This window comes from Selenomonas sp. KH1T6 (assembly GCF_900108415.1).
GTDB lineage: Bacteria > Bacillota > Negativicutes > Selenomonadales > Selenomonadaceae > Selenomonas_B > Selenomonas_B ruminantium_A.
This window is the reverse complement of record NZ_FNWN01000007.1, coordinates 92,805-106,176: the sequence shown is the minus strand read 5'-3', so window position 1 is coordinate 106,176 and position 13,372 is coordinate 92,805. Positions and strand designations below refer to the sequence as shown.

The following is a 13,372-nucleotide window of genomic DNA, read 5'->3' as shown; positions in this document are numbered from 1 at the left end:
TTACGCCCCCCATATTTCCTTCATCTTCTCATGGCAATTCTTCAATAATTCTCCCACAGGCTGGTCTGCTGCCAACCATTCTATATAGGGCATCTTCCTGTACCAGGTGAGCTGCCGCTTGGCAAAGTGCCGGGTGGATTTCTGGATAAGTTCTATGGCTTCCTCCCGGCTCATTTCCCCTGAGAGATAGCTGGCAGTCTCCTTGTAGCCGATGCCCTTCATAGCCTGAGTATCACGGGCAAGGCCGCCCTCCAGCAGCCTCCGTACCTCGTCTTCCAGCCCTGCTTCAAACATCAGCTCCACGCGCCTGTTTATGCGCTCGTAAAGCTCCTGCCTGTCACGCTCAAGGCCTATCACTATTGTCTCATAGCAAAGTTCCTCACGGCTTAGCTCGCCGTTCCCTGCCTGCCGCCTTTGGGAAATCTGCTCTCCGCCGAAGTGCTGCACCTCCAGGGCACGGATAACCCGGCGGAAATCATTGACATGAAGGCGCTCTGCCGACTGCGGGTCAACCTCAGAAAGCAGGCTGTGGACATACTCCTTGCCTTTTTTGCGTCCCAGGTCTTCAAGATAGGCACGATACTCCTCGTGCCCATCGGTGTCGTTGAACTCATAGCCTTCCAGCAGGGCCTTCACATAAAGGCCCGTGCCGCCTGCCAGGATGGGAACCTTCCCCCTGGCATTTATCTCCCTGATGCAGTGGGCTGCCTCGCTGACGAAATCCGTCACCCCGTAGTTTTCCCAGGGCTCCCGGATATCTATCAGGTGATGTGGCACCCCCTCCTGCTCCTCCTGGCTGGGCTTGGCAGAGCCGATGTCAAAGCCCTTATACACCAGCATGGAGTCCCCGGAGATGATTTCCGTCCCCAGTTCTTTGGCCAGGGCAATGGAGAGAGCAGTCTTCCCCACAGCAGTAGGTCCCAATATGACTATGAGCCTGTCTTTCTTTTCCTTGGTATCTATGTTCATTTATCCTTTATGCTAATTCCAATTCCCCGCCGGGTTCCACAATCAGGACTTTGGCCTGTGTTTCCTTCTCCGCCAGGGCCTTGAACTCCTGCGCATCCTGGGCGATAACCGGCCAGGTGTTGTAATGGACAGGAATGACATGCCTTGCCCCCAGGAACTTGACCGCCTGGACTGCATCCTCGATGCCCATGGTGTAGTTGTCCCCAATGGGCAGCACTGCATAATCAATCCTGTCACGCTTGCCTATCAGCTGCATATCGCTGAACAGGGCGGTATCTCCGGCATAGTAGATGTTGAGGCCGCCGATATTTATGACAAAGCCGCAGGGCGTGCCTCCCGGAACCCCTGCACTGTGCAGAGCCATGGTCATGCGCACACAGCCAAAGGGCAGGTCAAGGGAGCCTCCCAGATTCATGGGATAGCAGGTCAGGTGGCCAACGCTCTCAGCTTCCGAAATGACCTCCGGCGTGGTGATGAGACCTGCCCCGGTGTTGTAGGCAATCTCCGGAGCATTGCCCAGATGGTCGCCATGGGCATGGCTGACCAGCACGAAGTCGCATTTCACATTTTCAGGTTTCACCGTAGCTTTAGGATTACCGGTGAGGAACGGGTCTACCAAAACTTTATGTTTGCCATCATCAAGAAGGAATGCCGAATGTCCGTAGTACGAAAACTTAACCATTGTGTAAGTCCTCCTTTATTATCCCCCTCAGCCTATGCTATTATGTATCATATAGCACTGTTATTATACCATATATAAAATAAAACCTAAACAAAAACCCAACACACAAATAGAGGTCATTGCCATGGAAAAAAATATTTCTCCCGCTTCCCTGCACTTGCCACAACTCACCGCCCTGCTTCCCAAAGGACCGGAGCCAAGCCACCTGCTGGTGGCAGGCGGACGCCCGCCGGAAAGCTCCTGGCTGCAAAAAGCCGCCCAGGGGCGTACTCTCTGGGCGGCGGACCACGGGCTGGACAGCTTGTTCAGAAGCGGCCTGAAGCCCTCATATCTTCTTGGTGACGGTGACAGCGTATCAACAGAAGCGCTGGCCTGGGCGGAAAGCAGCGCCATAAAGGCAGACCGCTTCCCCCAGGACAAGGACTACACAGATACCCAGCTGGCCCTGCTCAAGGCACAGGAACAGGGCGTGAAAAGCGTGCTGCTGGCAGGTGCCATGGGCGGACGCTTCGACCACGCCTACAACACCCTCTTCACCTGCGCCTTTTCCCCCTTGCAGTGCATAGTAGCAGATGAAAGCGAAGCCCTTTTCTACCTCCACGGCCAGGAGGAAATTGCCCTGACCTGCCATGAACGACCCACGGCAGTATCCCTGATTCCCTTCAGCTCCCGCTGCCAGGGAGTCACCTGCCGGGGACTGCACTGGGAACTCACGGAGGCCCTGCTCTTGCAGGGGGTGCCCAACGCCACCAGCAACAGGCTGGCTGACGGTGAAAGCACCTTCTCCGTCAGCCTCGGGCGCGGCACCTTGGGGGTTTATCTCTGCTGGGAATGATTCAGCTGTAATTTCTCTGCCTCAGGGCCTCGAACAGGGCTACTGCCGCTGACACGCCCACATTCAATGACTCGGCACCGCCCACCATGGGTATGTAGGTCTTCTCCCCTGCCTTCAGCAACTCGGGGGAGACACCGTTGCCTTCATTGCCGAAGACCATCATGACAGGCTGGGCAAGGTTACGCTTATAAAGGGGCTTGGCAGTTTCATCAAGGGCGGTAACCAGCAGCGAGCACTCACGCCCCCTGGCAAATCCGATGACTTCATCTGACTTCAGCCCGCCGATGATGGGCAGGTGAAACAGGGAGCCCATGGTAGAGCGCACCACTTTGTCAGAAAACACATCTGCCGTCCCCTTGGTGCAAAGCACAGCAGAAGCTCCGGCGGCATCTGCCGTGCGGATTATGGTGCCCACATTGCCCGGGTCCTGCACTCCGTCCAGGACCACATAGAGAGGATTTTCCGCAGCCTGCAAATCCTGCAGGCTGTTTTTTTGCTGCTCCACGACCAGGAGAATGCCCTGGGGCTGTTCGGTGGTGGCGGCCTTGAGGAAGATTTTCTCTGTTGCAAGGCAGACTTCTGTGATTGAGGATAATCTATCAGCCAGTGTCCTGCCCCGTTCCGTTGACAATAACTGATCAGTCACAAGGGCGAACCTTATTTTCCATGAAGATTCCGCTGCCATTTCGCAAAGGCGCACGCCCTCGGCCAGAAAAAGGCCCTCCTTCTCCCGGCTCTTTCTTTGGTGAAGCGAAGCTGCTAATTTTATTTTTTTGTTGGCATCGCTTTCAATGTGCATGAAGTCCATAGGAGACTCCTTTCAGTTGCTAAAAAATGGGCTGACAGGAATCAATCCTGTCAACCCATTTTGATTTACTGTAATAAATTACAGGTTCTCCTTAGCCACAGCAACGAGCTTGGCGAAAGCAGCGCTGTCGGACACAGCCAGGTCAGCCAGCATCTTGCGGTTGACCTCAACGCCAGCCTTGGTCAGGCCGCACACGAGACGGCTGTAGGACATGCCGTTCAGGCGGGCAGCAGCGTTGATGCGGGCAATCCAGATACGACGGAACTCGCCCTTCTTGGCACGACGGTCACGACGTGCATAGTAGAGGGCCTTCATGACAGTCTCATTGGCCTTCTTGAACTGCTTGCTCTTGGAACCCTTGTAGCCCTTGGCGAGCTTCAGAATCTTCTTATGACGACGATGTGCAGTCACGCCGACTTTAACTCTTGGCATTGTATTTCCTCCTAATATCTATCAGAACTTACGTAGCTATCAATGATTATGCGTAGGGCAGCATGCTCTTGATGCGGCTGTAATCAGCCTCGGAAGCAAGGGCAGCCTTGCGCAGGTTACGCTTACGCTTCGGGCTCTTCTTCTCCAGGATGTGGCTCTTGAAAGCCTTGTTACGCTTGATTTCGCCGCTGCCGGTCATAGTGAAACGCTTAGCAGCTGCACGACGGGTCTTGATCTTCGGCATTATGTTTTCCTCCTCAAAATTCTTTCTTATTCAGCATCCTCAGCGGGTGCCTGCGCCTGAGGCTTCTTGGCCTTCTGTGCCTTGGGAGCCAGAATCATGGTCATGTTCTTGCCCTCAAGCTTTGCATTGCGCTCCACAGAAACCGTGTCTCCCAGGGTTGCTGCCACCCGGTCAAGGATTTCCCTGCCCAGCTCAGGATGGCTCAGCTCACGGCCACGGAACATGATGGTGACCTTGACCTTGTTGCCCTCCTGGACAAAGCGGACAGCATTCTTGACCTTCACATCGAAGTCATGCTGCTCGATGTTGGGGCGAAGCTTGACCTCCTTGATGCTGATGGTCTTCTGCTTCTTCTTGGCTTCCTTCTCGCGCTTCTGCTGCTCATAGCGGTACTTGCCGAAATCCATGATGCGGCAGACAGGGGGCTTAGCCTTGGGAGCAACCTCCACCAGGTCCAGATGCTGCTCCTCAGCCATGCGGAGAGCCTCGCGGGTGGGCATGATGCCCAGCTGCTCGCCGGTAGCGCTGGTGACGCGGACCTCACGGATGTGAATCTGCTCATTGATGCGTAATGATTCCCTGCTAATAGTAAAAACACCTCCTAATTAAAGTAATCGTCTTTAGCAAAAAGAGAGATGGCATACGCCACCTCTCCATAATCTCACATTATGAACCCAAACGGCCTTCAGCCGACAGGTGAGAGCGGTGGCTCTACTTGCTCAACAATGGGTAGTTTACCATTTTGCAGGCCAGGTGTCAAGGATTTTCTTATCATGGAAAAACAGGGCAGGACTTTGCCGCGACGATGTCGAAATAGCAGGATTCAAGAGGATAACTATTGGCTCGGAAAAGATTTCGGAGTGATATCTATCATGAAAAAGGCACAATCAGACAATACCCTCCTGCTCGTGGGCCTGGCCCTGGCCGTCCTGCTGGCAGCCAATGCCCTGCTGGGCTTCATGCTGACAGGCCAGTCCCGCTCAGCCATGAAAGTGCTGATCCAGAACCGCATGCTGGACATATCTAAAACAGCTGCAGACATGCTGGACGGCGACAAGCTCAAAGCCCTCAAAGCCGAAGACAAGGGCAAGCCTGACTATCAGCAGGTAAATGATACCCTGGCGTATTTCCAGAACAATATAGACCTGAAATACATCTACTGCGTGCAGTACATCGGCAACAAGCAGTTTGTCTTTTCCGTAGACCCCACCATAGAAGACCCGGGAGAATTCGGCTCGCCGGTGGTCTACACGGACGCCCTTTATCAGGCCAGCCTGGGCCAGTCAGCCGTGGACGAGGAACCATATACCGATGAATGGGGCAGCTTCTACAGCGCCTACAGCCCGGTATTGGGCTCCGATGGCAAAGTGGCAGGCATCGTGGCCGTGGATTTCGATGCCGAATGGTATGACAACGAACTTGCCAAACAGACGCGCACCATCGCTTTCTGCCTGGCGATTTCCACAGGCCTCTGCATCTTGCTGGTACTGGTGGCTACACGCAGCCTGCGGAGCAGATTGCGGGACATGACGAAGAATCTCAGCGACCTGTCCCATGACCTCAGTGAACTTACCTGGGCAGTGGCCGATATTGAAGCCCAGGGAGATGAACATCAGCCCCCCAGGAAAGATGAAACCAACCTGGGCAATCTGCACGAACGGGTGCAGGAAGTCAGAGACGGGCTGCGCCGCTATTGGGAGGATTCCAGCTCCAAGGCCAATAACATCATCACCGCCCTTGGCTCAGACTACCGCAATGTCTACTATCTTGATCTGGACACTGGCGAAGGTACCTGCCACAAAGCCATCGGTCTTGACTGCAGCCTGACCCCAGGCCAGAAATTCACCTTCCTGGATACCATGGAAGAATATGCGAAATCCTTCGTGGTGGAAGCTGATCGGGAAGCATTTCTGAAGTTCATGCACCCCGAGGCAATCCACCAGGCCATGGGAGAAAAGAGGCTGATCACCCATCTTTTCATGGTGCACCGCGATGAACTTGAATTCTACGAGCTGGTGCGCATCGCCGCCATCAAGAATCCAGACAGCCGCAGCGGGCTGGGGGTACATGCCGTAGGCATAGGCATCAGGGAAGTAGACTGGGAAACCAGCCAGTTCCTCGCCCGAAACCGCCATCCCGAAAAGTAAGACTTGCAACGAAAAGAAGCCTTCCCACAGCTTCATGACAGCTGTGGGAAGGCTTCTTTATGCTTTTTCACGTATCCTGGGCAAAGGAAATGCTCCATACATCCTCTGCCACGATGGTCATGAGATCCTCGTCCGTGAGCTCCTCCGTGCTCTCCGCCAGGCGGTCACCCAGATTGGTGAGGGCCTTTTCGAAGTAGTTGCGCACGGTGCGGCCATTGGCAAAGTCCGGCTTGCGGCGGGCGTAGAGTTCCTTGAAGGACTCCCCCAGGTAATCCTTGGCTTCATCAGAAAGCACGAACTGGGCTTTCTCGCACATGCCCTCAAAGATTGACAGCAGTTCTTCCGGCTTATAGTCCGGGAACTCGATGTACTTGTTGAAGCGGGATTTGAGGCCAGGGTTGGTGCTCAGGAACTTGCCCATGAGGTTCGTATAACCTGCCACGATGACAATGAGATTGTCACGGTGATCCTCCATGAGTTTAAGCAGGGTGTCAATGGCTTCACGGCCAAAGTCCTTGCCGTCTCCCCCGTTCAGGGAATACGCCTCATCGATGAAGAGCACGCCTCCCAGAGCGCTTTCCACTACCTTCTTGACCTTGGGAGCCGTCCAGCCGATGTACTCGCCCACCAGCCCCGCACGGTCAGTCTCGATAAGCTGCCCCTTGGACAGGATGCCAAGCTCCTTGTAGATTTTCGCCAGGAGCCGCGCCACAGTAGTCTTGCCTGTGCCAGGGTTGCCTGCAAAAACCAGATGCCGTGAAACCGGTACCTGCTGCAAGCCACGCTTCTCACGGAGCTTGTTGAGGCGCAGTGAATTGATGATGCTCTGCACATCCTTCTTGACCTGCCCCAAGCCCACCAGGGAATTGAGCTCCTCCATAAGCTCCTCGTAGCTGGGCTCCGGCTCTTTAGCCTTGGCCTTGGCCACGGCTTCATTGACAGCCTCGGTCTTTTCTTCCTCAGTCTGCACCGGGGCTTCCTCTACCGGGCTTTCTTCTTCCACTTCTTCATAGCTGGCTTCCCTTTTTTCCAGCTGCTGGGCTTTTTTCTCTGCCTCGGCTCTGGCCTGAATGCAGTCGGCATAATCGATCTGGTCGATCATGCTGCCCATTTTGGCAAAATAACTCTCAACCGTAATGTGCTTGGAGCATTTCAGTCCCGAAATGCAGATCTCCACATCACCATCTGTCCATGTCAGGGAAGGCAGGCATTCACTTATGTCGCCAACAGCCTCCACGCTATAAGGACTCAAGATTTTCTTGAATGCCCGCTGCGCCAGCTCCACGCTGGTTATCTTCAGCCCATGTTCCTTGGCCTGGTCGTCAACTCCCACAATGAGATCGCAGACCTCACCATAGGTAATGCCGTCTGCCCGGTAGTTGACACAAAGACCGAACAGACCTTTCTTCCTGAAGGAAAAATATATTTCCTCCACCCTGTCCTGGCAAGGCAGGGACATTTCCCCATCGGGAGATAAACTGTAAAGAGATTTATCTGCCGATTCCCCGCTTCCGTCCAGCAGGTGATTCATATCCGCTATATCCATCAACTCTTCCACCGGGCTGTCAAAGCAGACAGTCTTGTGAAAGATTTTCTGGGCAAAGGGGATTCTCATCATATAAGGCGGCATGCCAATATCCCATCCTCTCGTGCATACATTTCTTGCATGGTAACCACCTATCAATTTTTCCTGAGCAGGTGAGACACCTGTTCAATTTTTGATTATATCACAAAAGAAGGCCCAGTTGTAGATAACTGAGCCTTGTATGCAAAAAACTTATTTGGACCAGAGTCCCTTACTCCTGAGCGTCCCCTTCCTCCATCATTTCCGGGGGCGGGCCGCCCTGGGGGCCGCCCATGTGGTGAGGAGCACCCTCGGGACGGAGCTTGCTCTTGTCAACCCCCAGCTGGTCAGCCACATCGCTCCAGCGGTTGTTGATCTTCTTCATGTCCAGCACAGCCTGGACATCCTTGCCGCTTTCCTTGGCGAGGACGGCAGCCATCATGATATCCTTGCTCTGGTAGCCATTCTTGAGCAGGGCCAGGGCCTTATCCTGGGCCAGCAGGCCCTTCTGACCTATGTGCATGGCCCGCATCTCCAGCATGGCCTCCCTGATCTGGGCATGGGTCACGCCCAGGGATTTGCCGATCTCCCTCCAGTCCTTCTGGTCCTTGTGCAGGGCCAGCACATCCTTGAAGGATTTGCCGGTGATTTTCGCATACATGGCCGCCTGGCCAATATCGCGGAAATCTTCCTTGTCCTCGATGGCCTTCTTCACCTCTGACTGCTTCACGCCAAAGGTCTCAGCCACGTGCTTGGCAGCCTCGTCAGCATTCATCTCTACCTTGGGATGCTGGCCCGGCATCTTCTGCCCTGCCATCGGAGGAGACGGCATGCGGTGCCCCTCAGGCGTCTCAGCCTGGGCAGACATGGTCCCCAGACCGCCGCCCAAAAGCACAGCACCAGCCAAAATCCCAGTCAGCATTTTTTTCTTCATAGCATTCATTTCATTCACGCCTTTCCTAAAACGATAACAATCTTGGTTTTCCTTGACTATGACAATAGTATAAAACCTAATGATTAAAAAGTCTTTAGGGACGGATTAGATTTAGATTTAAATTTGCTGAAAGAAAAATGGAATTCCAAGGCTTGAAAGCAATTACTGATTGCGCTTGTCCAGCCAGCCCTCGATGTTCTTCTGGCGGGCGCGGGCAATGGCCAGCGTCCCCTGGGGTACGGTCTTGGTGATGGTAGAGCCAGCGCCGATGTAGGCACCGTCCTCCACGGTAACAGGAGCCACCAAGTTGGAGTTGCAGCCCACAAAGGCATCGTTGCCGATAACGGTGCGGAACTTCTTCTTGCCATCGTAGTTCACCGTGATGGTGCCGCAGCCCATGTTCACCCCGGAACCCATATCGCAGTCACCGATATAGGAAAGATGCGGCAGTTTGGAACCCTTGCCCACAGTAGAGTTCTTCACTTCCACGAAGTTGCCCATCTTCACGCCCTCAGCCAGGTGGGAAGCAGGACGGATATGGTTGAACTGGCCCAGAGCCACGCCATCGTCAATCTGGCAGTCATGGGCATAGCAGAACTGTCCCACTACGTTGTTGCCGCACTTCACATTCTGGAAGCGGACGCTGGGGCCGATTTCGCACTCCTCGCCAATGACCGTGCCGGCTTCCAGCCAGGTCATGGGATAGATGATGGTATCGCGTCCCACCTGCACATCGAAATCCACATAGGTGGTATCCGGGTCCATGAGGGTGACGCCCTCTGCCATCAGCTGCTCATTCTTGCGGCGGCGCAGGATCTTCTCAGCGCCAGCCAGCTGCTGACGGGAATTGATGCCCAGAGTGGACTCGTAATCATCTGCAGCCACAGCCCAGATTTTCTCCCCCTGGCTGCGCAGGATTTCCAGCACATCCGGCAGGTAATACTCGCCCTGGGCATTGTCGTTGGTAACCTTACCCAGAGCCTCGAACATGGCCTGGATATCGAAGCAATAGATGCCGGAATTGACTTCCTTCACCTGGCGCTCCTCTTCCGTAGCATCCTTGTGCTCCACAATCTTCAGCACGGAGCCGTCCTCGCTGCGGATAATGCGGCCGTAGCCCGTTGCATCCGGCATGATGGCCGTGAGCACCGTAGCCTTGGCGCCGGCTTCCTGATGGGACTCATAGAGCTTCTTCAGCAGGTCACCAGTGAGCAGGGGCGTATCACCGCAGAGCACCATGACCGTGCCCTGGGTGCCGGAGAGCAATTCCCTGGTCTGAAGCACGGCATGGCCCGTACCAAGCTGCTCAGCCTGGGTCACATATTCCACACCCTGCTGCTCCCCCATGGTCTCACGGACTACATCGCCGCCAAAACCAGTGACTACCACGTTGCGGACAGCCCCGGCCTCTTTGGCTGCATCTATCACATGCTGCAGCATGGCTTTGCCGGCTGCCTTGTGCAGCACCTTCGGCAGCTTGGACTTCATGCGGGTGCCCTTGCCGGCGGCAAGGATTATGGTTACCAAATCTGACATATTATCCTATCTCCTATCTTCAGCACATCTGCTGTACTTTATCTTACTTTTCCTTACTTTTCCTTCGCGGCCTTGCTGGTTTTCTTGCCCTTGGCCTGCTTCTTGTTCACCACTTCCATGGCCTGCAGGAGGGTCTTTTCTGAGTTTTCCATGTGCATTTCTGCCGCCTTGCGGGCTGTATTCACATCCCCCTGGGCGATGGCTTCCACAATGGCCCTGTGCTCCTCCAACGTAGCCTCCAGACGGCCAGGATAAGACATGGACAAAGTGCGGAAGCGCGTAAGCTGATCGCGCAGATTGGAAATGACCCCCACCAGCCTGGTATTCCGGGCTGCATGGTACAGGAGGTCGTGGAACTCAATATCCGTTTCCACGATTTTCTCAATGTCATTATCCGCTATATAGCCCCCGATGATCACCAGCAGGCGCTGAAGATGCTCCAGCTCCTCATCTGTGATGCGCTCAGCTGCCAGGCCATTGGAAAGAGACTCCAGCGCGGTGCGGATTTCAAAGATCTCGTTGATATCCCTTATGGACATGGTGGCCACATAGGTACCCCGGCGGGGCATCATGATCACATAGCCTTCCAACTCCAGCTTGCGGATGGCCTCCCGCACGGGAGTGCGGGATACGCCCAGTTCTTCAGCCAGCTGTATCTCCATGATCCGCTCCCCGGGCTTCAAGACGCCGTTGCGGATTGCTTCACGCAGTGATTCGCAGACAACTTCCCTCAAGGGCTGGTAGCTGTCAAGCTTGATGGGAGATAATCTCCTGTCCATAACGATTCCCCTATTCTGATTCTGGATTTTACTGAAAGTGTTTATACAAAGCGGGTGCCGCAGCCGCTGGTGCGGGTGACAAACACATCCGCCCGGGTCACATGACGCAGGAAGCCGGCGATGCGCAGGGCTTCGCTTTTCTTGGCGGTCAGGCCGAAGACAGTGGGGCCGCTGCCGGACATCATGCTCACCAGCGCCCCTTTTTCCATCATGAGCTTCTTGTAGCGCTCTATGACCTCATACTTCTTAATAGTAACACTTTCAAGCACATTGCACAACAAGGGCGCCATGGCTTTGAGGTCCTGGGCAATGATTTTTTTCTCCACCAGATCGTTATCAGGGTGGCGCTCCGCCCCCTGCTCGTCGTAGTTCTGATAAGCCCAGGCTGTGGACACGGAAACCCGGGGCTTGGCCAGCACCACCCAGGCAGTAGGCATGCCCTTGAGCCGCCGCAGCACTTCTCCCCTGCCCGTGGACAGCATGGTCCCCCCCATCAGGCAAAAGGGGATATCAGAGCCCAGCTCCGCCCCCAGGGCGCAAAGCTCCTCATCAGAAAGCCCCAGACCGTAAAGCCTGTCCATGCCCCTGAGCACCGCCGCCGCATCAGCACTGCCCCCGGCCAGTCCGGCTGCCACAGGGATGCGCTTGGTGAGGTGGATATTCACGCCCCCCTTGAGTCCGCATCGCTCCTGCACCAGAGCCGCTGCCTTCCAGACCAGATTGCTCTCATCGGCCTTCATCCAGGGCACATTGATCTTCAGCCCGATGCCCTCCCGCGCCTTCTCCAGGCTGAGGGTATCATGCAGGGCAATAGACTGCATGATCATGGCCACCTCGTGGTACCCGTCAGGCCGTTTGCCCAGTATGTCCAGGGTCAGGTTGATTTTGGCTTTTCCTTCTATTTTCAGCAAAGCAATCCTTCCTATCTGTCAGTTATTCTCTAATGATATTATCCTTTGGCTTGTGGGTCTGTCAATAACAGAATGCCTAGCTTTGCACCCAAAAACGCCTTCATGGCTTATTCTTCTCTTTTTTCCTGTTCTCAAGCTCTTCACTGTAGACGCGGTAGCAGCAGCGGCCGTCTGACTTGGCTGCATACAAAGCCTGGTCGCTGCGGTTCATCAGCACATCAATGGGAACCGGCTGGTCATCAGCATAGGCAATGCCGGCACTGACAGTCAGGCAATTAAGCCCCGGATCCTGATGATAGACAGATATCAGCTGCCGCATGAATGACTCCAGCCGCTCCTCCACCGACTCTCTCTGCACCTTCCCCGTGAGCACCACCAGGAACTCATCTCCACCCATGCGCACATTCAGGGCATCAGGAAACTGCAATTTCAAGACCTCAGCCAGGATCAGCAAGGCTGCATCCCCTGTCTGATGGCCGAAATTGTCATTGACCTCCTTGAAGTGATCCAAATCCAGGGATATCAGGGTAAACACGGTATCGGCAGAACACTGCTTGATGAACTCCCCAAAATGACGCCGATTGGCCAATCCTGTAAGCACATCATGCTGGGCCATGCTCAGGATAAGCATCTGATTCTTGTAGAGATTCTTGTTCATCTCGCTCATAGCGCGGCTCATGGCCCCCAGTTCATCATCCCGCCTGGACATCTCCTGCATCTGGGCCTCGGTCTGCTCATCCATCTTGAGCACGCCCTCTCCCAGTTCCTTCATGCGCTTCGTTGCCACCTGGATGGGATAAGCCAGCTTCCCCCCTGTGTAAACCGCCAGCAGCACGAAAAGCGCTTCCAGCAGCACAAGTCCCGTAAGCATGCGGGCAACGTGCTCCTTCATATTCTCCATAAAGGCCTTTTCCCGCATGACTACCCGGCGGTCAATCTGGTCAATCCAGATGCCTGTGCCAATCACCCAATGATAGGGGAAAAATTCCATCGTGTAATAGAGCTTGGGCAGAGGCTTTTCGGTACCTGGCTTGGGGAACATGAACTCCGAGAAGCCTCCCCCCTCTTTGGCCTGATTGATCATCTCACGGATGAAATAGCGCCCCTCCGGGTCCTGGGACTCCAGGCGGGGCTTGCCCTCAACTTCCGTCCCCAGCAGCACCACATTCACTCCCTCATCCGTGTCGATGGTAAAGTACCCCTGTCCATTGTCATAGCGCATATTCCGCACCAGGTCAGCTGCCCGCTGCATAGCCTGTTCCTGGGTAACCTCACCACGCATCTGAGCCTGATAGCAGGTTTCCACTACACTCCAGGCCGAATGGGTCTGCCATTCCAGCTGCAGCTCGGCATTTTTCTCCATATCCTTGCGAAACTCCCGCATCATGCGCTGATTCTCCTGCACAGCGCCATAAACGCTGACAGCTCCCAAGATCAGCATAGTCAGCAGGGATATGCCAATGAATATCATAGTCAAACGAGATTGCATCGATCTGAACTGCATCATCGAAATCCCTCACCTACAAGATAT

General features: G+C 54.8%; 14 protein-coding genes. 2 read left to right on the top strand and 12 right to left on the bottom strand.

What is annotated here, in order from left to right:
- Positions 1-969 carry a tRNA (adenosine(37)-N6)-dimethylallyltransferase MiaA gene (gene miaA, locus BLW59_RS06800; RefSeq protein WP_074697169.1) on the bottom strand — a complete coding sequence of 323 codons (969 nt, stop codon included), beginning with the start codon at positions 967-969 and terminating at the stop codon, positions 1-3.
- A gap of 7 nt (positions 970-976) precedes the next feature.
- Positions 977-1,651, bottom strand: coding sequence for a metal-dependent hydrolase (locus BLW59_RS06795; protein ID WP_029540541.1), 675 nt, complete (start codon positions 1,649-1,651; stop codon positions 977-979).
- A 124-nt stretch (positions 1,652-1,775) separates the two neighbouring features.
- Between BLW59_RS06795 and BLW59_RS06790 the strand changes: the two genes are divergently transcribed.
- Entirely contained in the window at positions 1,776-2,486 is a 711-nt protein-coding gene (locus tag BLW59_RS06790) for a thiamine diphosphokinase (protein ID WP_074697168.1), read from the top strand.
- 1 nt (position 2,487) lies between these two features.
- Here the strand turns inward: BLW59_RS06790 and BLW59_RS06785 are convergent, their stop codons facing one another.
- The 4 genes from BLW59_RS06785 to infC form a co-directional block, all read right to left on the bottom strand.
- Entirely contained in the window at positions 2,488-3,294 is an 807-nt protein-coding gene (locus BLW59_RS06785; RefSeq protein ID WP_318258396.1) for a TrmH family RNA methyltransferase, read from the bottom strand.
- 78 nt (positions 3,295-3,372) lie between these two features.
- Positions 3,373-3,726: a 50S ribosomal protein L20 gene (rplT, locus tag BLW59_RS06780; RefSeq protein ID WP_074697167.1), complete on the bottom strand. Its 354-nt coding sequence runs from the start codon at positions 3,724-3,726 to the stop codon at positions 3,373-3,375.
- A 46-nt stretch (positions 3,727-3,772) separates the two neighbouring features.
- On the bottom strand, positions 3,773-3,970 hold the full coding sequence (gene rpmI, locus BLW59_RS06775; RefSeq protein ID WP_029540547.1) for a 50S ribosomal protein L35: 198 nt from the start codon (positions 3,968-3,970) through the stop codon (positions 3,773-3,775).
- 26 nt (positions 3,971-3,996) lie between these two features.
- Positions 3,997-4,557 carry a translation initiation factor IF-3 gene (gene infC, locus BLW59_RS06770; RefSeq protein WP_074697166.1) on the bottom strand — a complete coding sequence of 187 codons (561 nt, stop codon included), beginning with the start codon at positions 4,555-4,557 and terminating at the stop codon, positions 3,997-3,999.
- Positions 4,558-4,842: 285 nt separating this feature from the next.
- Here infC and BLW59_RS06765 point away from each other — a divergent pair, with 285 nt between their 5' ends.
- Positions 4,843-6,117 (top strand): hypothetical protein, encoded by a 1,275-nt coding sequence (locus BLW59_RS06765; protein WP_029540550.1) that lies wholly within the window; start codon positions 4,843-4,845, stop codon positions 6,115-6,117.
- A gap of 67 nt (positions 6,118-6,184) precedes the next feature.
- Here the strand turns inward: BLW59_RS06765 and BLW59_RS06760 are convergent, their stop codons facing one another.
- From BLW59_RS06760 to BLW59_RS06735, 6 genes are all read right to left on the bottom strand, one after another.
- Positions 6,185-7,747, bottom strand: a complete 1,563-nt coding sequence (locus BLW59_RS06760; protein ID WP_051650023.1) for an AAA family ATPase — start codon at positions 7,745-7,747, stop codon at positions 6,185-6,187.
- A gap of 166 nt (positions 7,748-7,913) precedes the next feature.
- Positions 7,914-8,624: a hypothetical protein gene (locus tag BLW59_RS06755; RefSeq protein ID WP_074697165.1), complete on the bottom strand. Its 711-nt coding sequence runs from the start codon at positions 8,622-8,624 to the stop codon at positions 7,914-7,916.
- A 153-nt stretch (positions 8,625-8,777) separates the two neighbouring features.
- Complete coding sequence (glmU, locus tag BLW59_RS06750; protein WP_074697164.1) at positions 8,778-10,151, bottom strand: bifunctional UDP-N-acetylglucosamine diphosphorylase/glucosamine-1-phosphate N-acetyltransferase GlmU; 1,374 nt, start codon at positions 10,149-10,151, stop codon at positions 8,778-8,780.
- Positions 10,152-10,204: 53 nt separating this feature from the next.
- Positions 10,205-10,930 carry a GntR family transcriptional regulator gene (locus BLW59_RS06745; protein WP_029540573.1) on the bottom strand — a complete coding sequence of 242 codons (726 nt, stop codon included), beginning with the start codon at positions 10,928-10,930 and terminating at the stop codon, positions 10,205-10,207.
- 41 nt (positions 10,931-10,971) lie between these two features.
- The gene (ispE, locus tag BLW59_RS06740; RefSeq protein ID WP_074697163.1) at positions 10,972-11,841 is read right to left on the bottom strand and encodes a 4-(cytidine 5'-diphospho)-2-C-methyl-D-erythritol kinase; all 870 of its coding nucleotides are present in this window, start codon (positions 11,839-11,841) and stop codon (positions 10,972-10,974) included.
- Between the two features lie 100 nt (positions 11,842-11,941).
- Positions 11,942-13,348, bottom strand: coding sequence for a cache domain-containing protein (locus BLW59_RS06735; RefSeq protein ID WP_081348423.1), 1,407 nt, complete (start codon positions 13,346-13,348; stop codon positions 11,942-11,944).
- Positions 13,349-13,372: the final 24 nt, after the last annotated feature.

Excerpts from the sequence above, each read along its gene's own strand:
- miaA (WP_074697169.1), bottom strand. The coding sequence starts at position 969 with ATGAACATAGATACCAAGGAAAAGAAAGACAGGCTCATAGTCATATTG.
- BLW59_RS06795 (WP_029540541.1), bottom strand. The coding sequence starts at position 1,651 with ATGGTTAAGTTTTCGTACTACGGACATTCGGCATTCCTTCTTGATGAT.
- BLW59_RS06790 (WP_074697168.1), top strand. The coding sequence starts at position 1,776 with ATGGAAAAAAATATTTCTCCCGCTTCCCTGCACTTGCCACAACTCACC.
- BLW59_RS06785 (WP_318258396.1), bottom strand. The coding sequence starts at position 3,294 with ATGGACTTCATGCACATTGAAAGCGATGCCAACAAAAAAATAAAATTA.
- rplT (WP_074697167.1), bottom strand. The coding sequence starts at position 3,726 with ATGCCAAGAGTTAAAGTCGGCGTGACTGCACATCGTCGTCATAAGAAG.
- rpmI (WP_029540547.1), bottom strand. The coding sequence starts at position 3,970 with ATGCCGAAGATCAAGACCCGTCGTGCAGCTGCTAAGCGTTTCACTATG.
- BLW59_RS06765 (WP_029540550.1), top strand. The coding sequence starts at position 4,843 with ATGAAAAAGGCACAATCAGACAATACCCTCCTGCTCGTGGGCCTGGCC.
- BLW59_RS06760 (WP_051650023.1), bottom strand. The coding sequence starts at position 7,747 with ATGCCGCCTTATATGATGAGAATCCCCTTTGCCCAGAAAATCTTTCAC.
- BLW59_RS06755 (WP_074697165.1), bottom strand. The coding sequence starts at position 8,624 with ATGAATGCTATGAAGAAAAAAATGCTGACTGGGATTTTGGCTGGTGCT.
- glmU (WP_074697164.1), bottom strand. The coding sequence starts at position 10,151 with ATGTCAGATTTGGTAACCATAATCCTTGCCGCCGGCAAGGGCACCCGC.
- BLW59_RS06745 (WP_029540573.1), bottom strand. The coding sequence starts at position 10,930 with ATGGACAGGAGATTATCTCCCATCAAGCTTGACAGCTACCAGCCCTTG.
- BLW59_RS06735 (WP_081348423.1), bottom strand. The coding sequence starts at position 13,348 with ATGATGCAGTTCAGATCGATGCAATCTCGTTTGACTATGATATTCATT.